29 protein-coding genes are annotated in these 26,585 nt (G+C 31.0%); 6 read left to right on the top strand and 23 right to left on the bottom strand.

From position 1 onward, the window contains the following. Positions 1–76 precede the first annotated feature (76 nt). The 9 genes from atpA to ACKGJY_RS11065 all read right to left on the bottom strand — a co-directional run bounded on the left by atpA (position 77) and on the right by ACKGJY_RS11065 (position 7,803). A complete protein-coding gene (gene atpA / locus ACKGJY_RS11105; protein ID WP_413973959.1) occupies positions 77–1,651 on the bottom strand; it encodes a F0F1 ATP synthase subunit alpha in 1,575 nt (524 codons plus the stop codon). Positions 1,652–1,657: 6 nt separating this feature from the next. Next, entirely contained in the window at positions 1,658–2,194 is a 537-nt protein-coding gene (gene atpH, locus ACKGJY_RS11100) for an ATP synthase F1 subunit delta (RefSeq protein WP_413973958.1), read from the bottom strand. Between the two features lie 7 nt (positions 2,195–2,201). Further along, entirely contained in the window at positions 2,202–2,702 is a 501-nt protein-coding gene (locus tag ACKGJY_RS11095) for a F0F1 ATP synthase subunit B (RefSeq protein WP_413973957.1), read from the bottom strand. A gap of 94 nt (positions 2,703–2,796) precedes the next feature. Further along, positions 2,797–2,991 (bottom strand): ATP synthase F0 subunit C, encoded by a 195-nt coding sequence (gene atpE / locus ACKGJY_RS11090; RefSeq protein ID WP_042240059.1) that lies wholly within the window; start codon positions 2,989–2,991, stop codon positions 2,797–2,799. A gap of 33 nt (positions 2,992–3,024) precedes the next feature. Continuing rightward, complete coding sequence (gene atpB, locus ACKGJY_RS11085; RefSeq protein WP_413973956.1) at positions 3,025–4,152, bottom strand: F0F1 ATP synthase subunit A; 1,128 nt, start codon at positions 4,150–4,152, stop codon at positions 3,025–3,027. Between the two features lie 74 nt (positions 4,153–4,226). Next, positions 4,227–4,598, bottom strand: a complete 372-nt coding sequence (locus ACKGJY_RS11080; protein ID WP_413974060.1) for a DUF6168 family protein — start codon at positions 4,596–4,598, stop codon at positions 4,227–4,229. A gap of 16 nt (positions 4,599–4,614) precedes the next feature. Next, positions 4,615–4,860 carry an AtpZ/AtpI family protein gene (locus ACKGJY_RS11075; RefSeq protein ID WP_413973955.1) on the bottom strand — a complete coding sequence of 82 codons (246 nt, stop codon included), beginning with the start codon at positions 4,858–4,860 and terminating at the stop codon, positions 4,615–4,617. Further along, positions 4,817–5,239, bottom strand: coding sequence for a bactofilin family protein (locus tag ACKGJY_RS11070; RefSeq protein ID WP_413973954.1), 423 nt, complete (start codon positions 5,237–5,239; stop codon positions 4,817–4,819). Before ACKGJY_RS11070 ends, ACKGJY_RS11075 begins: the two co-directional genes overlap by 44 nt. 11 nt (positions 5,240–5,250) lie before the next feature. Continuing rightward, positions 5,251–7,803 carry a tetratricopeptide repeat protein gene (locus ACKGJY_RS11065; RefSeq protein WP_413973953.1) on the bottom strand — a complete coding sequence of 851 codons (2,553 nt, stop codon included), beginning with the start codon at positions 7,801–7,803 and terminating at the stop codon, positions 5,251–5,253. Positions 7,804–8,738: 935 nt separating this feature from the next. Here ACKGJY_RS11065 and ACKGJY_RS11060 point away from each other — a divergent pair. After that, positions 8,739–9,257: a hypothetical protein gene (locus ACKGJY_RS11060; protein WP_413973952.1), complete on the top strand. Its 519-nt coding sequence runs from the start codon at positions 8,739–8,741 to the stop codon at positions 9,255–9,257. Between the two features lie 250 nt (positions 9,258–9,507). Then, complete coding sequence (locus tag ACKGJY_RS11055) at positions 9,508–10,038, top strand: DUF6252 family protein (protein ID WP_413973951.1); 531 nt, start codon at positions 9,508–9,510, stop codon at positions 10,036–10,038. Between the two features lie 122 nt (positions 10,039–10,160). Here ACKGJY_RS11055 and ACKGJY_RS11050 read toward each other — a convergent pair whose 3' ends face one another. The 5 genes from ACKGJY_RS11050 to ACKGJY_RS11030 form a co-directional block, all read right to left on the bottom strand. Then, entirely contained in the window at positions 10,161–10,856 is a 696-nt protein-coding gene (locus ACKGJY_RS11050) for an ABC transporter ATP-binding protein (RefSeq protein WP_413973950.1), read from the bottom strand. A gap of 9 nt (positions 10,857–10,865) precedes the next feature. Next, complete coding sequence (locus ACKGJY_RS11045) at positions 10,866–12,344, bottom strand: DUF5687 family protein (protein WP_413973949.1); 1,479 nt, start codon at positions 12,342–12,344, stop codon at positions 10,866–10,868. Between the two features lie 12 nt (positions 12,345–12,356). Then, positions 12,357–12,758, bottom strand: coding sequence for a DUF2059 domain-containing protein (locus ACKGJY_RS11040; RefSeq protein WP_413973948.1), 402 nt, complete (start codon positions 12,756–12,758; stop codon positions 12,357–12,359). A gap of 70 nt (positions 12,759–12,828) precedes the next feature. Further along, entirely contained in the window at positions 12,829–13,521 is a 693-nt protein-coding gene (locus ACKGJY_RS11035) for a hypothetical protein (protein ID WP_413973947.1), read from the bottom strand. Further along, positions 13,521–13,859 (bottom strand): PadR family transcriptional regulator, encoded by a 339-nt coding sequence (locus tag ACKGJY_RS11030; protein WP_413973946.1) that lies wholly within the window; start codon positions 13,857–13,859, stop codon positions 13,521–13,523. The genes ACKGJY_RS11035 and ACKGJY_RS11030 overlap by 1 nt, the downstream gene beginning before the upstream one ends. A 133-nt stretch (positions 13,860–13,992) precedes the next feature. Between ACKGJY_RS11030 and ACKGJY_RS11025 the strand changes: the two genes are divergently transcribed. Beyond that, complete coding sequence (locus tag ACKGJY_RS11025) at positions 13,993–15,057, top strand: 2Fe-2S iron-sulfur cluster-binding protein (protein WP_413973945.1); 1,065 nt, start codon at positions 13,993–13,995, stop codon at positions 15,055–15,057. Between the two features lie 3 nt (positions 15,058–15,060). On the opposite strand, the gene ACKGJY_RS11020 is transcribed toward ACKGJY_RS11025, so the two are convergent. Further along, positions 15,061–16,083 (bottom strand): glycosyltransferase family 9 protein, encoded by a 1,023-nt coding sequence (locus ACKGJY_RS11020; RefSeq protein ID WP_413973944.1) that lies wholly within the window; start codon positions 16,081–16,083, stop codon positions 15,061–15,063. 77 nt (positions 16,084–16,160) lie between these two features. After that, positions 16,161–16,766 (bottom strand): DUF4254 domain-containing protein, encoded by a 606-nt coding sequence (locus tag ACKGJY_RS11015; protein ID WP_413973943.1) that lies wholly within the window; start codon positions 16,764–16,766, stop codon positions 16,161–16,163. Between the two features lie 70 nt (positions 16,767–16,836). On the opposite strand from ACKGJY_RS11015, the gene upp reads away from it, so the two are divergent. Then, positions 16,837–17,496, top strand: coding sequence for a uracil phosphoribosyltransferase (gene upp, locus ACKGJY_RS11010; protein ID WP_413973942.1), 660 nt, complete (start codon positions 16,837–16,839; stop codon positions 17,494–17,496). Here the strand turns inward: upp and ACKGJY_RS11005 are convergent. Further along, the gene (locus tag ACKGJY_RS11005) at positions 17,485–18,408 is read right to left on the bottom strand and encodes a DUF6427 family protein (protein WP_413973941.1); all 924 of its coding nucleotides are present in this window, start codon (positions 18,406–18,408) and stop codon (positions 17,485–17,487) included. The two genes, upp and ACKGJY_RS11005, sit on opposite strands and share 12 nt — an antisense overlap. Positions 18,409–18,446: 38 nt before the next feature. On the opposite strand from ACKGJY_RS11005, the gene ACKGJY_RS11000 reads away from it, so the two are divergent. Next, positions 18,447–18,674, top strand: a complete 228-nt coding sequence (locus tag ACKGJY_RS11000) for a DUF6341 family protein (RefSeq protein ID WP_413973940.1) — start codon at positions 18,447–18,449, stop codon at positions 18,672–18,674. Here ACKGJY_RS11000 and purD read toward each other — a convergent pair. Next, positions 18,669–19,940 carry a phosphoribosylamine--glycine ligase gene (purD, locus tag ACKGJY_RS10995; protein WP_413973939.1) on the bottom strand — a complete coding sequence of 424 codons (1,272 nt, stop codon included), beginning with the start codon at positions 19,938–19,940 and terminating at the stop codon, positions 18,669–18,671. The genes ACKGJY_RS11000 and purD overlap by 6 nt on opposite strands. A 100-nt stretch (positions 19,941–20,040) precedes the next feature. Here purD and ACKGJY_RS10990 point away from each other — a divergent pair, with 100 nt between their 5' ends. Then, positions 20,041–21,405 (top strand): phenylacetate--CoA ligase family protein, encoded by a 1,365-nt coding sequence (locus tag ACKGJY_RS10990; protein ID WP_413973938.1) that lies wholly within the window; start codon positions 20,041–20,043, stop codon positions 21,403–21,405. Here the strand turns inward: ACKGJY_RS10990 and ACKGJY_RS10985 are convergent. The 5 genes from ACKGJY_RS10985 to ACKGJY_RS10965 form a co-directional block, all read right to left on the bottom strand. Then, positions 21,386–22,171 carry a glycosyltransferase family 2 protein gene (locus ACKGJY_RS10985; protein WP_413973937.1) on the bottom strand — a complete coding sequence of 262 codons (786 nt, stop codon included), beginning with the start codon at positions 22,169–22,171 and terminating at the stop codon, positions 21,386–21,388. The genes ACKGJY_RS10990 and ACKGJY_RS10985 overlap by 20 nt on opposite strands. Next, positions 22,172–23,584 carry an exopolysaccharide biosynthesis polyprenyl glycosylphosphotransferase gene (locus ACKGJY_RS10980; protein WP_413973936.1) on the bottom strand — a complete coding sequence of 471 codons (1,413 nt, stop codon included), beginning with the start codon at positions 23,582–23,584 and terminating at the stop codon, positions 22,172–22,174. Positions 23,585–23,586: 2 nt separating this feature from the next. Next, positions 23,587–24,573, bottom strand: a complete 987-nt coding sequence (locus ACKGJY_RS10975) for a UDP-glucuronic acid decarboxylase family protein (RefSeq protein ID WP_413973935.1) — start codon at positions 24,571–24,573, stop codon at positions 23,587–23,589. Positions 24,574–24,577: 4 nt separating this feature from the next. Then, complete coding sequence (locus ACKGJY_RS10970; protein ID WP_413973934.1) at positions 24,578–25,630, bottom strand: MraY family glycosyltransferase; 1,053 nt, start codon at positions 25,628–25,630, stop codon at positions 24,578–24,580. 165 nt (positions 25,631–25,795) lie between these two features. Then, positions 25,796–26,572, bottom strand: coding sequence for a glycosyltransferase family 2 protein (locus tag ACKGJY_RS10965; protein ID WP_413973933.1), 777 nt, complete (start codon positions 26,570–26,572; stop codon positions 25,796–25,798). Positions 26,573–26,585 lie beyond the last annotated feature (13 nt).

Below are 26,585 nucleotides of genomic sequence, written 5' to 3'. Positions count from 1 at the left end.
CTCCAAAGGAGAGGGATTGATTAGTTAAAGTTGAATCCGTTCTTAGTTTCTCCCCTTTGGGGAGATTAAGAGGGGCTTAATACTTCCCTGATAAATCTTTAGCTACAGCTGTTAATGTATCTGTAACTTCGTCAGTTAATTTTCCAGACTTTAAAGTATCTAAAATGTCTCTATGTTTTGCATTTAAAAACTCTATGAAATCTCTTTCGAATTCTTTTACTTTATTTACAGGAACATCTTTTAATAAGTTCTTAGAACCTGCGTAAATAATTGCAACTTGATCTTCAACCGTAAACGGATCATTTTGCGCTTGTTTTAAAATTTCAACATTACGCTTACCTTTTTCAATTACATTTAATGTAACAGCATCTAAATCTGATCCAAACTTAGCAAATGCTTCTAATTCACGAAACTGTGCTTGGTCTAATTTTAATGTACCTGATACTTTTTTCATCGATTTAATCTGAGCGTTACCACCAACACGAGATACCGAAATACCTACATTAATTGCTGGACGTACACCAGAGTTAAATAAATCTCCATCAAGGAATATCTGTCCATCAGTAATCGAAATTACGTTTGTTGGAATATATGCAGAAACGTCACCCGCTTGTGTTTCAATAATAGGTAATGCAGTTAAAGAGCCTCCACCTTTTACCATTGGCTTTAAGCTATCTGGCAAATCATTCATCTCTTTAGCAATATTATCGTCATTAATCACCTTTGCTGAACGCTCTAATAAACGAGAGTGAAGGTAAAAAACGTCACCTGGATAAGCCTCACGTCCTGGTGGTCTTCTTAATAATAAAGACACCTCACGGTATGCAACCGCTTGCTTAGATAAATCATCATAAATAATTAAAGCTGGACGACCAGTATCTCTAAAATACTCACCAATTGCAGCACCCGCCATTGGCGCGTATACTTGCATTGGCGCAGGATCTGATGCATTTGCAGCTACAATTGTTGTATATGCTAGTGCCCCTTTTTCTTCTAATACTTTAGCTATGTTTGCTACTGTAGATGCTTTTTGCCCTACAGCTACATATATACAATATACAGGCTCGCCTGCATCGTAAAATTCTTTTTGATTTAAGATAGTGTCAATACAAACCGTTGTTTTACCAGTTTGACGATCGCCAATTACCAACTCACGTTGACCTCTACCAACAGGAATCATAGCATCAATGGATTTGATACCTGTTTGTAATGGCTCAGTTACTGGCTCTCTGTAAATTACACCAGGCGCTTTACGCTCTAATGGCATTTCATAAGTATCTCCAGCAATTGGTCCTTTACCATCAATAGGATTTCCTAAAGTATCTACTACACGACCAACAATACCTTCACCTACATTAATAGAAGCAATACGTCCTGTTCGTTTTACTGTAGAGCCTTCGCTAACTCCTGCTGAAGCTCCTAATAATACAATACCAACGTTATCTTCTTCAAGGTTAAGTACAATACCTTCCAAACCGCCATCGAATTCAACTAATTCACCATATTGCGCATTAGATAATCCGTAAGCACGTACAATACCATCACCAACAGTAAGTACAGTTCCTACTTCGTTTAAAGAAGCTGAGGCTTCAAAACCTTCAAGTTGTTGTTTTAAGATTGCTGATACTTCAGCTGGTTTTACTTCTGCCATCTTATTTTAATTTAATGTAAATTCTCTTTTTAACTTATTTAATTTGCTGGATATACTAGCATCAAACTGCTTGTCTCCAACACGTAAAATGAAGCCTCCTAAAATGCTTTCATCTACAATACTTTCTAACTCTACTGTTTTATTTGTTAGCGCTTTAACTTTTGCTAAAACTTTTTCTTCTAAAGCACTGGTTAAAGGCACAGCGGTTGTAACAGTAGCTGTTTCTTTACCGTTATGCGCATCGAATAAAACACTATATTTTTTTGCAACCTGGTTTAAAAGATCTATTCTTTTATTTGTGACTAGAATATCAAGTAACCCGTTGCTAATTGTATTTAATTTAGGAAAAATAGCTGATATTGCTGCTTTTTTTACATCTGATTTTACAACAGAATTACCAAGCATATTTGCTAATTCTTCGCTATTTGCAATGGTATTAGCTATTAGCTTCATATCATCATTTACCTTATCTGCTTTTTTCTCAGAAAGGGCTAAACTTAAAACTGCTTTTGCGTAACGTATTGCTGCTCTTGTTCCTGCCATAATACGTTTAGTTTAAAGTGGCATCGCTTAGCAAAGACTCCACTAATTGTTCTTGCTTACCTTTATTAGATAACTCATCTTTAACTACTTTTTCAGCAATATCAATAGATAAACTAGCTACTTGTGATTTTAAATCGGCTATAGCAGCTTTCTTTTCAGTTTCAATACTTGCTTGTGCTTGAGCAATTAACTTTCCAGCTTCGGTTTGTGCTTCAGTTTTAGCGTCTTCAATCAGTTTAGTTTTCATCTCACGCGCTTCTTTTAACATAGCTTCACGCTCTGCTCTAGCTTCTTTTAAAAGCTTTTGGTTATCTGCTTGAAGATTCTCCATTTCAGCTTTTGCATTTTCAGCAGCATCAAGTGCGTTTTGGATACCTTCTTCTCTATCGTTTAAAGAGTTCATGATAGGTTTCCATGCGAACTTTACCATGATAAAGATTAACACCAAGAAAATAACTGTTTGCATAATAAACAGTCCAGGAGAAAAATCGTTTAATAATGTTTCCATTTTATATTATTTAATATCGTGTTTATTTTTTTTTAAAACACGTCCTGCAACCAACCGTTGCAGGGACGTATTTTTTAAGCTTTGATTTGGTTTCTTATTTTCCTAAGAATAAAGCACCAAATGCTAAACCTTCTAAAAGTGCAGCGATAATAATCATTGCAGTTTGGATTTTACCAGTAGCTTCAGGTTGACGCGCAATACCTTCCATTGCACTTCCACCGATTTTACCTAAACCAATACCAGCTCCGATTACAATTAAACCAGCACCTACTAAATTTGGAATTGTCATAACAATCAATTTAAATTAAACAAACTCTTTATATTAATGATGTTCGTGTTCTTCTACAGCCATACCAATAAATAATGCTGAAAGCATTGTAAATATATACGCTTGTAGAAAAGCTACTAACACCTCAATTAATGTAATAAACATTGCAAGCACAAAAGATAACGCAGTTGCACCACCTGCTGTTAATTCGTTTTTCATTACTACCATAATGGCAATTAAACTCATTACTACAATATGTCCTGCACTTATGTTTGCAAACAAACGTACTAATAACGAAAACGGTTTAATTAAGAAATGTCCAGCCAATTCTATAATCGCTAAAACTGGACGAATTAAAATAGGCACACCTGGCATCCATAAAACATGCCCCCAATAGTGCTTGTTAGCACTAAAAGTATATACTATTAAAGTTAAAATTGCCAATGCAGCAGTAACTGCTATTTGCCCTGTAACATTAAAACCAATTGGTGTTAATCCTAATAAATTTAATATCCATATAAAGAAAAATACAGTTAATAAATACCCTGTAAATCTTCTGTAATGTTTGTCTCCAATGTTTGGTCTAGCTATTTCGTCTCTTACGTAAAGCACTAGAGGCTCTAAAACACGACCAAAACCTGTTGGAATTGCTTTCTTTTTATATTGACGTGCTAAACTTGAGAATGCCAATATCATTAAAATACCAACTAATAAAATTCCGAAAACACTTTTAGTTATTGAAAAATCTAAAACTTTATGAGCGTTTGTAGCATGATGATCTTCATCAAATGCAACGTTAGAGGCACCTGATTCTAACTCATATATTTTACTGTGAATTTTTGCGAATTTTAATCCTTTTTTCTCTACAATAGTATGGCCATCATCATTATGATGAAACTCTGAAGACATAAAGGTTACTAAACCTTCACTTGTCCATAAAATAACTGGTAATGGAAAACCTACGTGCTTACGTTCTCCTGCTTCATTTGTATGAGACCACAGCGTGAAATCGTGCGAATCTTTAATGTGATGAAGAATATAATCACTCACCTCTTTATCAGTGTTAATTTCACCGCCGTCTTTACCATGATTCTCCTCATGGTGTTGAGCAAATGTAGATGTCCCTATAAATAGTGCTAAAAGAAGGGCTAAAAATTTAAAACTTTGTTTGGCTGCTTTCATTGTAAAAATCAAAAAAATGCATTTTTAAATTCCGTGCAAAAGTAATCAAATAAACTAAATAACAATTAATTTTTTTAGATAATTGATGTTGTCTTTTTATCCATTAAAAGTCTTGAAATAAAAAATATCTCTAAAAACAAAAAAACAAATAAAGGAATTAGCATGTTAAGACGTTCTATTTTAGTGAGGTTTGATAATGCTAAGATCGAATTTTTAAATAGTAGTGCAAAAATACCAACCTTTATGACTAAGGTAAACAGATACAAAAACCCCAATTGCTGCGATGTATTTTTAATTTTAGACAAAATATTAAATACGATACAAAGCAAGAAAGAGCATGCTGCGAAATATAGATATACATCAAATAGGTTAAATCTGTTATTGGATGTTAATAGCGTTGTATGTAAGCCATAACTTAATAAAAATAATAACACAAAAGACACCATGTAGATAACCAAAGACTTAATCATTATCATTATTATCTTTTGAGAGTTTTAAAACTTGGGATATTACTAAATAAATTGCGATAAAAATAGATACTAATGTTATTATGGATTCCCAAAATGAAGTTGTGAATTTCACATCTACCCATTTACCAAGTGCATTTCCTAAGTAGATGGTTGCGCCCATTTGAAATGCGGTAGAGGTAAACCTTAAATATGGATTAAGCTGTTTTTTCTGTTTCGGTTTTTTTTCGTGTTGACTCACCGTTATGCATAGGTTTTACAGTGCCCTTCATTGCACAAGTTACATTAAATGTAGCACCTGGTTCTACCGCTAATTTGCCTACAGTAACTTCACCTTCAATAAATGCTGAAGATTTTAAAGTTAAAGTACCAGCTAAAGATAATTTTCCGGAAAATTTACCTTCAAAATAAGCATCTGTACCTTGAATAGTACCTTTAATTTCACCATTTTTACCAACTACAAGTTTTCCTGAGGTTTTAATATTCCCTTCTATAGTACCATCTATTCTAAAATCACCTTCACTATTAAAGTCACCAATAATTTTGGTACCCTTTGCTATAATGTTTTGACTTGACGTGCTATCCATTGTTGATTTATCTTTTTTATTATCTGAGAACATAATATTTGGGTTTACTGATTATTCAAGTTTAAGTAGGTATCTAGGTTTTTATGTATTTGAAATATTTGATAATTTGTTGAAGATGCTACAAAAAATGGTTCATGTATTTTATTTACATCTTCTTCTATAAGTATTTGGTTAAACGTTTGTGCTACTTGCTCATTTTTTAAACCATGCACTACTACAAAGGTAGTATTTGTATCGTAAACATCAACCGAACTTTTTAAGTCGTAATACTTAACATTTTTTAAAACTTCATCCAAAGTAGTTTTAAACGTATTTATGGTTTCGGTGCTTTTTCTATCAAACTTAAATATAACCTTAAATTTGTTTGAAATACTATCATTAACAAACGCATTAGATTCTAATTTTGGTAGCATGTCATTAGCCATTCGTTGCGCTTGTTGCCCTTCGGGCGTATTAGCATAAGTTACAGCAATATAATTAATTGCTTTTTTATAAGCATCAAAACCAAATAATCGTCCTGTAGCTGTAGCTTTAAGTAGCTCAAATTTTGGTACAATAGGCTCACCATCAAACGTTTTTATATATGTCTCACCATTTTTTATAACCTCCTCATAGTTTTGAGCTAGATGAACTTCGTATAGGTTTTCATATAGCACCAACGGACTATTTTCGTCTTTATCAGACACCGCATCTGGATTCGTTAATATGGACGCATATCTACTCTCTGGATAACTGGAAACAATATCGTTTTTTGCAATAGTAGCTTCATCGTTTTCTCCCAGTGCTTCATAAATTTTATATAAGTTATATTTTGAAGGTAACACTAAACGTTCTTCAGGATTACTATTTAATACGTCTTTAAATTTATCTTTAGCTAAATTATATTCTTTAAACTTCTCTTTATAAATAAGCCCTAATTGATAATACGCATAGTTACGTTCTTTTGATATACTATCAACAACTTTTGTTTCTGAGGGTATTTTTGAAATATAAAACTGTGGATCAAACCGTTCTTCTTCTGAAGCATTAGTTGCAATATCAGCAACAGAAGCTGTATTTCCTCCTACAGAAAATGCTTTATTAGCCCATCTCCAATTATCTTCCAAAGCTCTATCTCCCCAAACTTTTATAAATTCATTTTTTCCAAAAGCAACTGTGGTAGGATTGTAAAAATAAAATCCAGCTGCTTTTCCAGGCACTCCCACACTTGTGTTTCTAGTGCCAATTTTTGTGTTTACAGTAGCTAAACCTGTGTTACGCTTTAAAGCCTCTTCCTTTTTGGCAGCTTCTTCAGCTTTAACTTTTAAAGCTTCGGTAAAGGTTTCAAAATAAATAAGCTTTTCAGCATCCGATAAATTTACCAAGTGTAAAATACTATCATCAACTTTTGCAACACCTTCGTAATAAATAACATCTTCTAAATTATCGCGCTTACGCTTTATGGTTCTGTAGGGTTTAGAATTTAGCTTTAGGTTTGCTAAGGTACTATCATAATATGCTCCTGCATCTGCGTATATTCTTTTGTCAAAAGTAACATCACCTAAAATTTCATAATTCCTTGCTTTTAATTGTTCATTTCTTGTGTTTGTTCGTAAAGATTTATTAAAATATCGTGATGCCAGTTCTACCGAACCATTTTTTAAATGATGTACGCCTATACTATGATAAATTTTATCTAAAAACGGACGATTCTCTCTATTTGTTTCTAAATCCTCTAAAAGTTCTGATAATACTAACTTGTCACCATTCTCATAATCAAAGTTTTTAATTTTCTCAAGGTGTGCACTAATCATATAAATGCGTGGTGTTTTTCTGTTAAGCTCAATAACCTTATCAAACACCATATTTGCGCTATCTTTATATCCTAAATTGTTATAGAGTTGCCCTTGTATAAAACGGTAGCGCCCACGTTCATCATTACTTTTTGTAGCATTAGCTGCAATTTCTAATTGTGTTATTGCAGTATCAATAATTTTTGTATTAATATAAGCTTGTGCCAACATAGACGTAGCATCGGCCAAATCCTGCCCCTCTAAATCTTCTTGTTTTAAAAGGCGTTTTAAATTTTTAATTGCCAAATCATCGTTATCTAAACGAATATTAGTTTTCTCGCGCCATACCTTAGCTTGATTTATTTTATCACTTGCTGGATATTTGTATAAAATATAATTGAACGCTTGTAAAGCAGGTACAAAACGCTGATCGAAATACCGCGCTTTCCCCAAAAGTAAGTAGGCTTCATCCATTTGTGGATTATACTCCTTACTTTCTATATTCATACTATGTTTTTGTATAGCTTTAGCAGCCTTTTCTTCTGCTCTTGTAAAGTTTTCGTTTTTAGATTGCCCAGGCAAAATAATATCCTCATCAATTTGCATACGCTCAATAGGTAAAACCGCCCAATAATCGTCTTCATAGCTCGCATTAAGAGACGTTCTACCTTGTTCTAACGCGTTGTATCCATTAAATAGCGCGTTGTATTCCGCAGTTACTGCATGAACGTTTCTACTTAAAAACGTATTTTTTTTGCGTGAACAACTTGTTATAGCAATAATGCTTATAAGAACTAAAACTGCTGGTTTTAAAAGTGTTTTCAATACCTATTTATTTGGTGTAATATATAACTACAAACACTTACATATAGTATGCAAGTGGGGTAAAAATAAACATCTTTTTCGATTATGTTGTAAAATGTTGTGGAATTTGAAGGGTACTCCACTTATAAAATTTTAAAAATACAAGGGTAAAGCTAGATATATTGTAATTTACTAATTAAACAAAACCCAAAAGCATTTTCAACAAAAAAAATAACAATTAGCTATAATTTATCATTAAGCATAGTATTGTCTATTCTATCTTTAAATGCATTTTTATCATCAATATGTAATGCCAAACTTTTATATGTTGTTTTGATACCATAAAGCCCAGTTAAACTATTTTCGTTTTTAAAATGGATAATGATATTAAGAGATTCTAATGCTCCTAGATTAGGAGCAAGTAGTAGCTAAATGAGCGCATAGCTTTAACTTGGTAAGTCCTTTAAATGAAAGTCAAGAATACTCTTTTAAAAATGATTTATATAAAGCGGGCTATTCTAAAATAATAAATCAATTGACATGTATTTATAAATTTGAGGATACCTTGAAGGAAGAATAACTTTTACTAAAATAGATCAAATCAACTATACGATTTCAGGTATTTTCCAATTCTCATCCATAAATGATAATTGCGAAACTATAAATATCACAAATGGCCGTTTCGATATGAGATATATCCCATAACATAAACTATTAACATATTAATTCTTTAAAATTATGAAAAAACGACTCGTTTTTACAGTGCTTTGTATTGCCTTTTAATAATAGATAACTTATAGCCTTTTTAACATGTTTTTTTAAAAAGTATTTTACGGTTTTCCTGTATTAACTAAACGTCAAATTTAGCTTTTTGCACAAATGTAGTTAGAAGTACGTATACAATGTCCTGTTTTTTTTTCTTACATTTATATTAAAATTTGTAAACCCCAATAGCTATGAAAAACATAAAACGAATTACAACTATAGCATTAAGCATATGTATACTAAGTGCTACAAGTTGTAAAAAAGATGATGACACTATTACCGACCCTATAGACCAACTACCCCCAGCAACCCAAACAGGAGAGAATACGTTTGGATATTTGGTTAATGGAGATGCTGTTGCTGTTACCAATACAAGAAAGATAACTGCAATATATCAGCAAAACCAATTGCAATTAGGGGGAGGGCTAACAAATGATGAAATTGATATTGATATTACCATGTTTGTTGGAGGGCCTTTAGAGAAAAATGTTTCTTATAGCTTAGTAAAGCTTTCAAAATATACGGATTTTAATATTATAGATAAATGTAAATATGATATAGAAGATGCATATCAGGGTTCAATTATGTTTTCTAATGTAGACAATCAAAATTTTATATTGTCAGGAACATTTGAATTTTCAACAGTGGCTGATAATTGTGAGGATGTAAAAATTACAGAAGGTCGGTTCGATGTAAAATACACACCATAAAATAAACTATTAACATATTAATTCTTTTAAATTATGAAAAAACGACTCGTTTTTACACTGCTTTGTATTGCCTTTTAATAATAAATAACTTGTAATCTTTTTAGCATATTTTTTAAAAAATCATTTTACAGTTTTCCCGTATTAACTAAACGTTGAATTTAGCTTTTTGCACAAATGTAGGTAGAAGTACGCATACAATGTCCTGTTTTTTTTCTTACATTTATATGAAAATTTGTAAACCCCAATTACTATGAAAAACATAAAACGAATTGCAACAGTAGTATTAAGCATATGTATGCTAAGTGCCACAAGTTGTAAAAATGATGATGACACTATTACCGACCCTATAGACCAATTACCACCTGAAACACAAACTGGTGAGAATACCTTTGGGTGTTTAATTAATGGAGAAATATTTAAAGTAACTAATACAAGTAATCTATCAGCAATTTATCAACAAGGTCAGCTACAATTGAGCGCTACCATAGAAGTTAGTACCAACTCAAATGAAAGCGTTGCTTTTAATCTTGTTGATCCTTTAATTGAGGGTCAAGAATATTCTTTTAAAAATGATTTATATAAAGCGGGCTATTCTAAAATAATAAATCAATTGACATGTATTTATGAATTTGAGGACACCTTTGAAGGAAGAATAACTTTTACTAAAATAGACCAAGTTAATTATACCATATCGGGAACTTTTGAATTTACAACAGTTACCGATAATTGCGAAACTATAAATATCACAAATGGCCGTTTCGATATGAGATACATCCCATAACATAAACTATTAACATATTAATTCTTTTATATTATGAAAAAACGACTCGTTTTTACACTGCTTTGTATTGCCTTTTTAATAATAGATAACTTGTATCTTTTTTCTAATTTTTTAATCAATACTTAATTCGCAAAATGCGCTTCCAACTCCTTTAAGGTAGCTGTATTAGTCACTAAATCCTTTACTACTTCACCTTTTTCTAGTACAACAATACGCTCACAAACATCGGTAACATGCAATAAATCATGACTAGAAATTAAAACGGTAACGCCTCTGGTTTCAGCCAAATCCTTCACAATACTTTTTAATCTAATTTGCGTTGTTGGGTCTAAATTTGCAAATGGCTCATCTAAAATTACCACTTCGGGGTTTCCTATAAGTGCAGCAACAATACCTGCTTTTTTCTGATTCCCTTTACTTAAATCGCGTAAATATTTTTTCTTCCCTAATATTTCACCATGAAAAAAATCTTCAAACTGATTTACAAAAGTATTAACATCAGCTTTATTTTGTCCGCGTAATTCGCCAACAAAATAAAAATACTCTTCAGGTGTTAAATACCCAATCAAAAAGCTTTCATCAATAAAGGCCGATGTAAAGGGTTTCCAAGCTTCGCTTTTATTCACTTGTATATTATTGGATACAATTCGCCCCGTAGTAGGTTGAATTAAATCTAGCAACAAACTAAAATATGTAGTTTTACCAGCGCCATTATTACCTACTAATCCAAAACTTTGTCCTTTTGGGATATCTAAGTTTTCTATGTGCAATACTTTATTTCCACTATAGGTTTTTGATAAATTTGATGTTGTTATCATAGCTTTAATTTAATGTTCTTGATCGAAAGCATTAATCATTTTATATTTTGATTCTGAATATTTCTCTGTAATGTACCTCATCAATTTTTGATGAAAAACAATACCTAAAACGCCCAATATTATAAGTAAAATGCATGCAATTTCAAAACTTAATAACCAGTTTAAAATTCCAAAAAGTGCCATAGGTATAAGTAATAATGGTATCCCAATAAGCCACTGTACAGCACCTGTACCTTGATAATTAAATGCTGCTTTTTGACTTAAATCAATCTTCTTTCTATTAAAAGAGCCACCCCATAAAATTACATGTGTATTAATGCCTATGTTATAAATGGCCGCGGCAAAATGTGCAAACAAAACTTTCCAACCAAAATACACATACGGTATGCCCAACACAAAAAGTAACACAACGCTTAAGGCCATTAGTGTGAATTTTGACTTTAAATATTGCTCGTACTTAATATTTTGACTCATTAATAATTTATAGTAGCCACTATCCCAAGCTGGCACAAACTGACCGAAGTTTATTAAAAAAACACCTGTTGAAAATATACCGATAAACACAAAAAAGAATGGCATATTACTGTACGTAGGATTTGGATAAAACACCAAGCCGTATAAAAGCCCCAATGCTAGCATCCATACTGAAGATTTTGTGCGTTTATTTCGCCATATTAATCGTAAGTCTAACTGCATAAACGGTGCAATATCTCCAAAATTCTTAGTCCATTCTAAGTTCGAGGCATTTACTTCTTTTACTTCAGTTTTTAAACCACTATCTAAAAAGAGTTTTTTATGAAGTAATTTAAAATTAAAGCCATACATAATGACCAGCAAAACCACAAGAGCTATTATTAGTAGCGGTGTATCATAAATAGCATTGTATACGTTACCTATTACGTTTTTGAATGAAACAATTTCAAAATAATTTAAAGCAAACAAACCACCTGTAAGCACTATTACTGGTAGAAAAGACAATTCAGTTTCTGCTGAAAAACTTTCAATAATAAAATTTAAGAAGTTTATAACAAGTGTTGTTAATACTAATGCCAACATCCAAATTAAAACAGCACTTGCAGGGTAATCATTAAAAAGGAGTATGGCACCAAATGGAATAATGGCAAACAAAGGCAAAACGTTAAAAAACGATATTGCTGCCTTACCAAGTACAAAATTTACCACTTTGCTTCTGCTAATAGGTAGTGTAAGTAGTGGTTTAACACTCATTACTGGAAGTTTTTGAAAGAAAAAACGAAATAATAAATCGCCTAAAATCCAGAAAAATAAATAGCTATTTACAATTTTTAGCGGGTCTTGTTCTGGGTATAACTTCTTTAATCCAGGATATAACGCAAAACCTACACCTAAAAAAATAAGTATAAAATAGACTGCAAAAAAGCCCATTAAAATTTTTACTCCTAAGCTTTTACCAAAGCTAGCCGACCTAAAAAACGCTTTCCATTCTAAATTTAAGAAATGCTTAATCATAAACTTAGCATTTTAGTTATACTTTTGAGCAATCCCTTGTACCTTCATACCCCAAGATTGTCCCATCATCATACCTTTTTGTGCTAATGTAACTTGTTTACCTGCTAATTTTTTACCTAAATCGGTTTTATAAAATGCTACTAATGCTTTAATCTCTTCTCTTGTAAATTCTTCCATATACAAAGTAGCCATATCATTGTAAAGCTCGTCTAAAGTAGCGACTGCTTCTTTTTTATAAGCCTCTTTGTTGTCTTGTGATACCATATTGCCAATTTGGTCTATAGCGTCATCAAAAGCCTTAGTAGCACCAGTAATTTTTATAAACTCAATAGTTTCAGATTTAAATGCTGCATCCTCTTGCGCGTTTATAGAAATTGTAAATACTAAAACGAATACTAATAATAAGTTTTTCATGTGTTAATGTTTTGATTAATGTGAGTTTTTGATGTTAGTGTAAAAATAGTAAGAAATGTTACAGATTTTATTAAAAATATAAATCTTGATAGCGTTTTTTCATATTTTCTTCTATAATTTTTGGAACTACGCACGAAGAAATGTAAATTATCATGATATAAGACACAAAAACTATTGAAAATACAAGCCCTCCAATGTTAGTTTGAAGCATTAAATAGTCTTTGAAATTTGGGATTTGAATTAAAAGAAACGATAAATGAATAAAACCACCTAGTTGCATTATAGAAACATCAAAAAGCCATTTTTTTCCTGTTGTCTTGTATCGATTTTTAATTGTTTTTTTGGCCTTATACAAATGAAATGAACTATATACAAGAATTAATAAAATAAAAGTAATAGTTACATAATCTTTATTTTCAAAAACATTTAAAAGTGCTTTTAGTGCATAAACTGAAAGCATTATTAAAAAAAGATTTGGTAATTTTAGATGCCTTTTTAATTCTTTAAACACTAAGTTCCTGTAGTATTTGTGTAATGCTTTTTCTTTATTTTCAACCAATTCTGAAAATCCAAAGATTCCGAATTTTTTAAATTCTATGTTTAAGGCATCATCAAATACAAGACTACTATTTTTTTTCCATTGACTTTCAATACCGTTTGCTAAATGATCTACCAATTCAGTTTGAACATCATACCATTCTACATAATGTGTTCTGGTAAAAGTGTAAAGTTTTTCTATTTCACTTTTATCAAGTTTCTTCATTATCCCATTCTAAATTTAGGATTAACTAAAGCACGCATTGTACTAATGTAATCTTCTAATTCTGCCAACTTAATTACTGTTTCTTGTGTGCCTAATTCTGTAAGTTTATAATATTTTCGCATTCTATTATTTACTTTAGCAAACTCAACATCAAGAAAACCTTCTGCCTCTAATTTATGTAAGGATGGGTATAATGCACCCTCTGTAATATTAAGTTCACCTTTAGTAATTTCTTTAACTTTTTGCGTAATTTGATAGCCATACATTTTATCATTTTCGTTTAAAAGTTTTAAAATAATGGTTGTTAAACTCCCTTTATATAAATTGGTGCTTTTCATGCATTTTCTGATTAATTGTGAGGTATTCAAATATACATAAATTTATTATGCATATAATAATTATGTATGATTTTTTCAATTAAAAACATCGATAAAACGTTAATGCTTCATTATTTTTGAAGAAAATTTTATTATGTCTGGATTTCACAAACTTTCAATTAAAAATATAACTAGAGAAACCGATGCATCAGTAAGCATTAGCTTTAATGTTACTGAGAATTTAAAACAGGAGTTTGCATTTAACGCAGGCCAGTATATTACATTAAAAACCGATATAAACGGTAATGAGGTTAGGCGCGATTACTCATTGTGTGTATCTCCTAAAAGTGGTGAGTTAAAAGTAGCGGTTAAAGAAGTTAAAGACGGTACATTTTCTGCCTATGCGAATTCTGATTTAAAAGTTGGTGATACTTTAGAAGTTGCATCACCTAAAGGACGCTTTATATTTGAACCTAACGATAAAAAAACTAAAAATATAGCACTGTTTGCTGCAGGTAGTGGGATAACACCAATTATGAGTATTATTAAGTGTGCTTTAGAAGAAGAAGTACACAGTAAAGTTATATTGGTTTACGGTAATAAGTCTACTAAAGATACTATGTTTTTAAATGAACTTTTAGAATTACAGCACCAATACAACGAGCGCTTTTCTATACAGTTTGTATTTAGTCAAACCGATGAAGATAACGCTATTTTTGGCCGTATTGAAAAAAGTACTGTAAACTATGTGATGAAAAATAAGCATAAGGATATTGATGTAGATGCTTTTTATTTATGTGGGCCAGAAGGCATGATTCACACTGTAAAGGATGTACTAAGTAGCCACGGTATTGATGAAAATCGTATACATTTTGAACTTTTTAAGGCTGCGAAATCATCTGAAATTTCTGAAAAACCAGCAGCAGTATCTCAATCTGGCAATACTAAAATTACTGTTATTGTAGATGATGAAGAAACAACATTTGAAATGTCTGCAAAACAGACTATTTTAGAGGCTGCGCTTGATAAAGATTTGGATGCGCCATACTCCTGCCAAGGTGGAATTTGTAGTAGTTGTTTAGGCAAGATTAAAGAAGGTGAAGCTACAATGACCCAAAATAATATTTTAACAGAAAGTGAGGTTGCTGAAGGTTTAATTTTAACATGTCAAGCACATCCAACTACAGCAACTATTGTTGTAGACTATGACGATGTTTAATCTCTAAATTACCGACTTAATTTTAGCCACAACGGTTTCAGCAGAAATTGAAGCGGCTACTTTATCATAGCCACTTGGATAGGTATTACCATATACAGATGTTGGTATTAACGGAAACTTTACTCTATCTGAAAGCAAAGCATAGTCTATTGGTTGATTAAATGGTGCAAAACCTGCATAAGGATGTGTAACGCCCCAAATGGTAATTACTTTAATACCTAGCATTGCTGCAATGTGTGCATTGCCAGAATCCATAGAAAGCATAACATCTAAGTTTGAAATTATATCCATCTCTTCATCTAAAGAGAATTTACCAACAACACTCAACGTATTATCATGAAACTGTTGCCAACGGTTTAAAATTGCTGCTTGGTTTTTGCCACCACCAAATAATATAATTTTATAATCTTTTGAAAGGGCTTCTACCACAGTTTTCATTATATCTAGTGGATACATTTTACCATCATGCGCTGTAAATGGCGCAATACCGATAAACCCCTTTTTTTTATCTCCTAAAAATTGAGCTGTTTGCAAGTTTAAGCTCGCTTTTTTAGGGAAAGATGGATGTTCTAAACTTATAGGGTAACCCAATACTTTAAATACATCGGCATAACGCTGATGTGTAGTTTTTAATGGTTTAAACAACTTACCTGAGGTTAATTGTCTTTTTTCGGCACGTCCCTTATCAATTGAAATAAACCGATTACATTTTATAAACTGCTTTAAAACTTTACTTCTTAAAACGTTATGCAAATCGGCAATGGCATAAAACGTAAAGTGTTTATTAATCTCTCTAGCCAATTTGTAAAGTCCGAAAGCGCCTTTATGCTTGCCTTTTAAATCTACAGTAATTACATTAACACCTATTAAATTTCTAAAAAAAGGTTTAAAGAATGGTTTTGTTAATACCGTTATTTTTAATTCTGGATGTTGTGCTACAGCAGCTCTAATAACCGGCAACGTCATAGCTACATCTCCCATAGCCGAGAGACGTATTACCAAAATATGTTTTTTTTGTATGGACATATAACTAAGCTGTTGACTTAAGTATAGTGTAAACAACTTAAATTAAGATGTTTCTCTTAAATAAGAACGATAAACTATTATTTTTGAGACCGCAGTACAGGGTTTAGCTCATCATCATTATACATCTTCATTTGCTTGTATACTTTCATATACTTGTCACCATTTTCAATATCACTTAAAAGCGTATCAATTGCAGTTGATAAATCTACACGCTGTTCTAGTAAAATATCTAATTTAGTTTTACAAGCAGCTCTGTGCGCATCAGAAGCATCTATTCTAGTGGCTTCTTCATTCATATGATATACTTTTAGTGCTAAAATGGATAGTCTATCAATACCCCAAGCAGGACTTTCAGTATTTATTGTAGCATTATTTTTAACGGCTACTTCTTTGTATTTTTCAAGAAAATAACTATCAACATACTCTACCATATCGGTTCTATCTTGATTAGAGGCATCTATTTGACGCTTTAATGTTAATGCCGCTACTGGATCTATTTGAGGATCACGAATAATATCCTCGTAATGCCATTGTACTGTATCAATCCAACATTTTCTATAAAGTAAATGCTCAATTAAATCGCTCTTTGGGTAAGGGTTTTCAAAAGGCTGATCTACAGTATTGATAACATGATATTTTTCAATAACTTCTTGAAATATTTTATTGGCTTTATTGGTAAACATAAGTGTTAATTTTAAGCCACAAATATACTTATATTAGTTAACTTTAACATTTAAAATATCGCGTTATAAGATGCACATTCATCACCTTTTAAATGAAAACTCTCTGCTTAATAGGTTTATTTCTGAAATAAGAGATACAACTATTCAAAAAGATAGTATGCGATTTAGGAGAAATATAGAACGTATTGGTGAAGTTTTAGGTTACGAAATAAGTAAAACGTTTAACTATATATCAAAAGATACTACTACGCCTTTGGGTATTTCTAAAACTACTGATTTTAATAATGATATTGTACTGTGTTCTATTTTAAGAGCTGGTTTACCTTTACACAATGGTTTACTAAATTATTTTGATACGGCAGAAAATGCTTTTATATCTGCCTACAGACGTCATAAAGACAATCCTGAAAGTTTTGAAATTGTTGTAGAGTATCTGGCTTGTCCCGACCTAACAAACAAAACATTAATTTTAGCAGACCCGATGTTGGCAACCGGACAATCTATGTTAGCCACGTTTGAAGCTTTGCAGACTTATGGCACACCAAATGACATACATTTAGTGAGTGTTATTGGTGCTCAAGAAGGTGTAGATTATGTAAGGTCTAAATTTCCTAAAAATACGCATCTTTGGATAGCTGCGATTGATAAAACGTTAAATAACAAAGGGTATATTATACCTGGTTTAGGAGATGCTGGCGATTTATCTTTTGGTGAAAAACTACAGAAATAGTAAAATAACCGGCACTATAAGAAGTATTAAAAAAAATAATTCTTTAAACCATTTTTCTCCTATTACTTCTATATAATTTGCAATAATAATGGCTAATGGTGCAAACATAAATAGAAACTCTCCCCCTGTTTTTTTAGGCGCTATTACCAGTAATAAAAAAGATAATGTTACAGTCCAAATTATAATATAAAACGCAGGTCTTACCGCTTTCTTCTTCAAATTAATATTTTTGATGTAAAAAAGTAAAGACCAAAACCCAAAGGAAAACAGTACTGTAAGCGCAATTAAAAACTGTACTGTATTATAAACACTAAAATTAAAACTTACTTGAAAACTACTGACAATACTAGCTACCAAATCGTAGTTTAGAAAAAAACAAATACAAAATGCTATAACATATACCGCGCCAATTCCTGTTAAAGGAATTATCCAATTCCGAATTTTATTATCAGTGTAAAGGTATATAGCAACAGGTATTAAGATAACAAACAATACAACCCACGAATAAAATAGTGTTGCGAGCGTAATCCAGAAAGCGGCATCAAATAATTTCTTCTTTATATGTTTTTCAGATTGTAAACTAATAAGGCGTCTTAAACCAAATAATAAAAAAATATTGGCCAATGTAAGTTTTAAACTTGTAGTAGTTTGTGGCACCATCAACAAAAAGAGACCGAATAGAATAATCTCGAAACTATTGGTTTGTGTTAGTTTATTTTTACTAGACACGAAATTTAACACTAACATTGAAAGGTATACCCCAGAAATTAATGCTGTAAAGGTTAAAGTATCATTGAGATTAATTGTATGGTTTTCAATCCTAAAAAATGATACCGCACAAGCAAGTAAAATAATAAAGAAGACAATTATAAAATTAATTGGCTTAGATTTAGTAAAAATGCTTGTAATCATTTACAGTTTTTGTATTTTTGCAGAGTAAATATACTAATATGAAAGACTTCTTTTACGCAATACAAGATTTATTTGTTAATGTGCTTTTTGCGCCTTATGATGCTTTAAGAGCACTAGAGTTAGAGAATTGGTGGTTAGCTAACACCGCATCTTGGATTTTTATTCTTATTGGCTTTGTTGCTATGCTTTACTGGATGAAGCAACTTCAAATCTTTAATAATAATAACGAAGAAGATAAGAGTATCTCATCACATTCGTTTTTATAAATCGAAGCCAATATCTTTACGATAATTCATCTTATCAAAATGTAGTTTTTCTATACTTTGGTAAGATTTTTTTATGGCCTCATGATACGTATCTCCGTATGATGTTATTGCTATAACACGCCCTCCTGAGGTTACAATTTTACCGTTTTGCAATTGTGCGCCTGCATGAAATGGAATAGAATCTTTAATATGCTCAATTCCTGTAATTTCTTTACCCTTCTCATACGCCTCTGGATACCCTCCAGAAACTAACATAATAGTTGTAGCAGCGCGTTCATCAATTTCTAAATCAATAGTATTTAAAGTACCATTAGCCATGGCTTTTAATATTTCAACTAGATCATTTTTAAGTCTAGGAAACACAACCTCGGTTTCAGGGTCGCCCATACGCACATTATATTCAATAACTTTAGGGTCGTCACCTACCTTGATTAAGCCAATAAATATAAAACCGATATAAGGTAAATTGTCCTTTTTTAAACCATTAATTGTAGGTTTTACAATGCGTTCTTCTATTTTGCTTAAAAACTCATCTGTAGCAAAAGGCACAGGAGATACTGCACCCATACCACCAGTATTTAAACCTGTATCACCTTCGCCTATACGTTTATAATCTTTAGCTGTTGGTAATATCTTATAATTAGTCCCATCAGTTAGTACAAAACAACTAAGTTCTATACCATCAAGAAACTCTTCTATAACCACTTTGGTGCTGGCATCTCCAAATTTAGCATCTACAAGCATACTTTTAAGTTCTGCTTTGGCTTCATCCAAATCATTTAAAATAACCACACCTTTTCCAGCTGCTAAACCATCTGCCTTTAATACATATGGTGGTTTTAATGTTTCTAAAAACACATACCCTTTTTCTACCGTATCTTTTGTAAAACTTTCATAGGCGGCAGTTGGTATATTATGACGGTACAAAAACTCTTTGGCAAATTCTTTACTTCCTTCTAATTCCGCAGCTGCTTTTTGTGGTCCAATTACTGAAACGTGCTTTATAGCATCATCATTCAAAAAATAATCATGTATACCGTTTACTAATGGATCTTCAGGACCAACTACTACTACATCTATATTTTTATCTAATACTAGGTGCTTTATAGCATCAAAATCAGTAACTCCAATATTTACATTTGTAGCAACCGCTGCAGTTCCTGAGTTTCCAGGCGCTACATATAAATTTTTACAACCGTCGCTTTGCGCTATTTTCCAAGCAAATGTGTGCTCTCTTCCTCCTGAACCTAGTATTAAAATATTCATTCTATTGTTTTTAGTCTCCCACTTTATGGGAATTATAAACCGCTATTTTTATTAACTTATATTAAAAAAAATTCCTAAAGTTTCCGCAAAAATAAAATTAATGCCTCGAATACACGAATATTTTTTATTTACTTTACATCAACATCATTTTAAAGTGAATTTATTTAATCTAACATTAAAATTAAAGGGCTTTCCAATAGAGAGAGCTATACGAGATTTAGCTAAAATTCAATCTAAAACTAGTGTAGAATACAACACCTATCTTACTTCTAGAAAGCAAGACATTGTTGCACATCATTTAAAATATAACACCTTCTATAAAAAAATCACCAAAAATATTGATACAAGTAACTGGAATAATCTTCCAGTACTTAAAAAAGGGGATTTACAAATTCCTTTAGAAGATAGACTTTCAAACGGGTTTACACGTAAAAACTGCCATATTCATAAAACATCAGGCTCTTCTGGAACACCGCTAATTTTTGCAAAAGACAAGTATACACATGCTATGTCTTGGGCAAATTTTATAGACAGGTATGGTTGGTATGGTATAGATGCTTCAACCTCAAAACAAGCTCGATTTTATGGTATACCCTTAAGTGGTATTGGCTATTATAAAGAACGTTTTAAAGACATTTTAGGTAATAGGTTTAGGTTTTCTGTTTTTGATTTGAGTGATACGCAATTAGAATGGAACCTTAAAAAATTTAAATCTACACCTTTTGAATATATAAATGGGTATACAAGTGCTATTGTACAACTAGCAAAATTTTTAGAAAAAAAAGAGATTATTTTAAAAACTATTTGTCCTACACTTAAAGTTTGTATTGTTACCGCAGAAATGCTTTTTGAAGATGATAAACTACTATTAGAAAAGTATTTAGGAGTTCCTATAGCAAACGAGTTTGGTTCAGCAGAATTAAGTTTAATTGCGTTTAATAATTCTAAAAATGAATGGTTAGTAAATACAGAAGATTTATTTGTTGAAATTTTAGATGAAAATGATAACCCGCTACCTTATGGTAATGAAGGTAGAATAGTTGTTACCTCGCTTTATAATTTAGCGCATCCCTTTATTAGATACGATTTGGGAGATATTGGAACACTTAATAAAAATAGTACCCCACAAAAACCTATATTAAAACATGTTGTTGGACGAACCAGCGATATAGCAATTTTACCTAGCGGAAAAAAGGCAGCAGGTTTAACTTTTTACTACATTACAAAAACAGTTATTGAAGATGATGTGAATGTAAAAGAGTTTATTATTGAGCAGCAAACATTAGATACTTTTAAAATTATTTACACAAGTAAAACACCTATTACTGAATTTAAAATAAAAGCTATTTGTAAAGCAATAGAAGCGTATCTGGAGCCTGGACTAACGATACATTTTGAAAGAAAAAATAAAATAAAACGCACAAAAGGTGGGAAACTAAAACAGTTTATATCTTTTGTGAAGTAACAGTTTGCTTAGATTTTACAATAAAATATTCGAATAAAAATACAATTAAGTAATACAATGATTTTAAAGTAGAAAAACCTAAGCCTTGTTTATACACCAAATAATTATATTTTAATAGATTGAGTTTTTTTGAGGAAACTGAATCTTTTCTTACTCTATAAATTGCTAAAGACTCTTCTATACCTAAAGCTGGTTTATTGCTTTTATTTACTGCGCTTAACCATAATAACCAATCTTGTCGTTTACGTAAATTTGGTGCGTATATTTTCCCTAAAGCTTTAACACTGTACATCCCAGAGAGATTACCAATGTAATTACACTTTAAAAATTTTTTATAGGTTAATACGGGTAATGCTTTAACTGTTTTATTTAAAAGACTACTATCTTCATCCATCAAATCATAACTTGAAAAACTAACCTCAGCATTATGATCTAGCATAAATTTAAGTTGTTTTTCTAGCTTTTTTGGCTTCCATAGGTCATCTGCATCCAAAAAAGCCACAAAGCTACCAGAGGCTTCTTTAATGCCTTTGTTTCTGGTTATTGCAGCACCTTGGTTAATTTTATTTTCAAAAACTTTGATATTTGAAAAATTAGAAGCGTACTCATTAATAATTGAGAAGGTATTATCTTTAGAAGCATCATCAATAATTAGCAGTTCCCAATTTGTGTAGGTTTGTTTTAAAACGCTCTGTATAGTATCGTTAATATAATCTCTAGAATTGTATGTTGCGGTAATTATAGAAACTTTGTAATTAGCATTCATTTAATAAGCCTTGTCTTCTCCTTTCAAAATATTAATTGTAGTTAATATAATAATTTTAATATCTAATAAAAGTGACCAGTTTTCAATATAAAAATTATCATATTTTATTCTATTTATAATATCAAAATCAGATTCTATTTCTCCTCTAAATCCACTTACTTGAGCTAACCCTGTAATACCCGGTTTTACATTGTGCCTAAACATAAAATTATACTTATCCACTATTTTTGAATACGCTTCGGTGTAAGAGAGCATATGCGGTCTAGGGCCTACCACACTCATTTCTCCTTTAAGTACGTTTATAAATTGCGGCAATTCATCTATACTAGTTCTTCTCATAAACTCACCAACTTTAGTTAGACGTTCGTCTTCCATCTTCACATAAGTTCCTTTATGCTCTCGTGTTGTTTTAAGAGATCTGTATTTAAAACAATAAAACTCTTTATAATTTATACCGTTTCTTTTATGTCTATAAAACAAAGGGCCTTTAGATTCTAGTTTGATTAAAATGAATAAAATAATATTTAACCAAGACATTATAAAAACTACCACAAATAGCGAAAAAACAACATCGAAAGTCCTTTTTAAAAATCTATTAAAATTATCATTTAAAGCCACTTGTGGCAATGATAGTACTGGAATATAATTGTAATAATCTGTTTTTAAACGCTTTGTTAAAATTTTATCCCTACTTGGAATAAACTTTATATTACTTTTATTTTTTTCGGCATATTGTATAAATTTAGTAACTTGTTCTTCGCTTAGTTCATCAATAGCACAATACATCTCATCTATATTAGAATTTTGTTCTAAAAATTTATAGCAATCTTCAATACTTCCAGACCTATTTAAATCATCTTCAAAATCATTATATATCCCTTTTATAGTATACCCTAATTCCTTTTTTTTAGTAAAAACGTCTTTAAGCTCATTTGCCCTTTCACCACTACCTATCACTAAAACATGTCTTAAATTCCCTTTTAAAACAGTTCTAAAAATCTTTAAACTATAATAACTTAAAAATTTAACCGATGCAATAGCACAAAAGGAATACAGTAAATATTTTAATATTATAAAGGCATTTAAATCTATACTTCTAAAAACGCCTGTAAAAGCAAATGTAATTATTGAGTAAACAAAAAATTGTTTTATTAATAACGATAAGACAAATAGAGGAGAGGAATACCTGTAAACCTTGTAAAACTTAACAAAATAGGTAGATAACGACCAAAAAATTAAGGAGTATAGAAAATAAAGAAGGTATTTGTTGTTTAAAGGAGCGAAGGAGAAAAAATATAATTTACTATAATTAAAGTCAAGAAAATAATGAGAAAATAAGTTTATTATTGCTAAATCATATACTATTAGCAGTGGCCTTAATACCCATGAATATCTCCCGCGAACATATTCCATAACTATTTATTATTGAAATCGGAAAAGTTTTTGTGCTCACTTTTGTATAACTCTTCTTTACTTAAGTTTTTAAAATAGTTAAAAGTTATCTTCATTCCTTCTTTTCTATTCACTTTTGGCTCCCAATTTATTATTTTTTTTGCTAATGAAATATCGGGTTGTCTCTGTAGAGGATCGTTAGTTGGTAAATCTTTATAAATTACTTTTTGATGTGTTCCAGTTAATTTTATTATTTCATCAGCAAAGTCTCTAATTGTTATTTCGTGAGGATTTCCAATATTAACGGGATATGTGTAATCGCTATGTAATAATCTGAATATACCTTCAACTTGATCGTCTACATAACAAAACGATCGAGTTTGAGAACCATCACCAAATACTGTTAAATCCTCACCTCTAAGTGCCTGCCCCATAAAAGCGGGAATTACTCTACCATCATTTAATCTCATTCTTGGCCCGTAAGTATTAAAAATACGAACAATACGAGTGTCTATACCATGGAATCTGTGATATGCCATAGTTAAAGACTCTTGGAAACGTTTAGCTTCGTCATACACACCTCTAGGGCCAATAGTATTAACATTGCCATAATAATCCTCAGATTGAGGGTGTACTAAAGGGTCGCCATAAATTTCTGAAGTAGATGCAATTAAAATTCTTGACTTTTTGGCTCTTGCTAAACCCAACAAATTATGCGTGCCTAATGAGCCTACTTTTAGGGTTTGAATTGGGATTTTTAGATAATCTATAGGACTAGCTGGAGAGGCAAAATGAAGAATATAGTGCAAATCTCCTTTTATCTCGATAAAGTTAGTTACGTCGTGTGCAACAAACTCAAAATTATTAAGGCCTATAAGGTGCTCTATATTCTTTTTTTCACCGGTTATAAAGTTATCCATACCGATAACATAATAGCCTTCATTTACAAAACGATCGCATAAGTGAGACCCTAAAAACCCAGCAGCACCAGTAATTAAAATTTTTTTCAAAATATTACGATTCTTTATCTTTAGTATTTAGCATATTTTTTCCTTTATTTTTTACATCGTCAATCTTTCGTTTAATTTTAATTTTTCGTTTTAAATTAGAAAAACTATAATTATATCTGTAAAAAAAATAACCCAAAATTATAACTGTAAATACTATAACAGTAACCAACCAGAAGTTGTAGGACGTACTACCCAAAATAATGACTAAGTAAACAAAAACAAGATTGAAGGCTCCAATAAAAAGGCTAGCCTTTTTATGAGATATATTAAAATAATCAATTAGAATATGATGAGTATGATTTCTATCTGCCGAAAAAGGACTTCTCCTATTGGCTAACCGAATAGTAAAAACTCTTGCAGTATCAAACAAAGGTACTATTAAAATACCTATGGCTATCAAAGGAATGTTTTCTATTAAAAAAGGAAGTTCTTCAAGATTCGTAGAGGGAAGTGCTAAGAACTTCATAGTTAAAATACTTACTATAAACCCAACGATAAGAGAGCCTGTATCTCCCATAAATATCTTTTCTTCGGATGATGATAAGTTATACTTTAAAAAAGCTATTAAACACCCATTTAACGTTAAACTAAGTAGTAAATAAAAATAATCTTTAGTCATGTAAAAAATTGTAGAGTAGATGATTAAAATTACAATTCCAACAATAGCTGCTAAACCATCAATACCATCAATTAAATTATATGCATTTATAATGGTAACCATAATAAATCCTCCTATAAAATAGGATGCAAAGATGGGTACATCATGAATACCTAAAAAACCATGTAGGGAATTAACCATAAAGGCCTCATTATTTAATATGAAAACTACTGATATTATTTGAGCTGCTAGTTTAGAATATGGCGAAAGAACTACCAAATCATCTTTTAAACCAACTATAAATAATATGGTTAAACCAGGTATTAAAAAAATTGCCTCGTTATATTCTGCCCAATTTCTTAGAAAAAATAATGCAAATATAAGGGTGTAAAAAAACGCAACACCTCCCAAAGTAGGTGTTAGTTTTAAATGAGAACTTCTACTATTAGGGCTATCCATTAAATTTTTATACTCTACTAACTTAATAATTTTTGGTATAGTTAGATAAGTAATTAGGTAGCCTCCGATAAAGAAAAAGATTGCATAATAGATTTGCAATTGTAATTATTTTAAAATGATTGTATATCTACAAATATATATAAAATAAGTACTAAACAGAGTTAATTATAATTTCTTCCTTGAGAATGGTTTTAAGAAAAAATGATAGTAAAGAAACATTGTCATTCTATATGTAGATTCTAGATAAGACATATTTAATTCGTTTTTATATACATTAAAATTATGCTTTATAAGTTTTATTTTATTTTTACTTAAAGAAGCATTGCCTCTACGGTAATAGGCTAATGGCTCTTGAATACCGTAAGCAAAATCAATTTCTTTTAACATTTTTAGCCATAAAGCCCAATCTTGTCTTTTTCTAATTTCAGGCATATATCTTTTACCAAACCTTTTAGTATCATAAACTACAGTTAAACAACCTACATAACCTCCGTTTTTTAAAAGCATATTATATGTTATTTTTTTCGGACATTTAACTAGTGTATCAATATTACCATTAGTATCCTCAAATTCATAATAATGAGCACATGAGAAAGGGTAATTGTACTTTATCATACTATCAATTTGCTTTGTTAGTTTTTCTGTACTCCAATAATCATCACAATCTAAAAAGGCTATAAATCTACCCGAGGATGCTTTAATTGCCTTGTTTCTTGCATGTCCAGCACCCTTATTTAAACTTTGAGTTATTAGCTTAATTCTGGAATCTTTGTTAATATATTCTTTTATGACTTGTATTGAGTTATCGCTAGAGCAATCATCAACTAAAATATGCTCCCAATTTTGATATGTTTGATTCAATACAGAATTTATACAGTCCTGTAAATGTTCACTTGCATTATAAACTGCTGTAATTATTGAAACCTTATTTTTATTATTCATTTAGATGATGATA

This window comes from Hyunsoonleella sp. 2307UL5-6 (assembly GCF_047345485.1).
In the GTDB taxonomy this organism is placed as follows: Bacteria; Bacteroidota; Bacteroidia; order Flavobacteriales; family Flavobacteriaceae; genus Jejuia.
The sequence above is the reverse complement of the archived record's forward strand: the minus strand, read 5'-3'. Positions and strand labels throughout refer to the sequence as shown.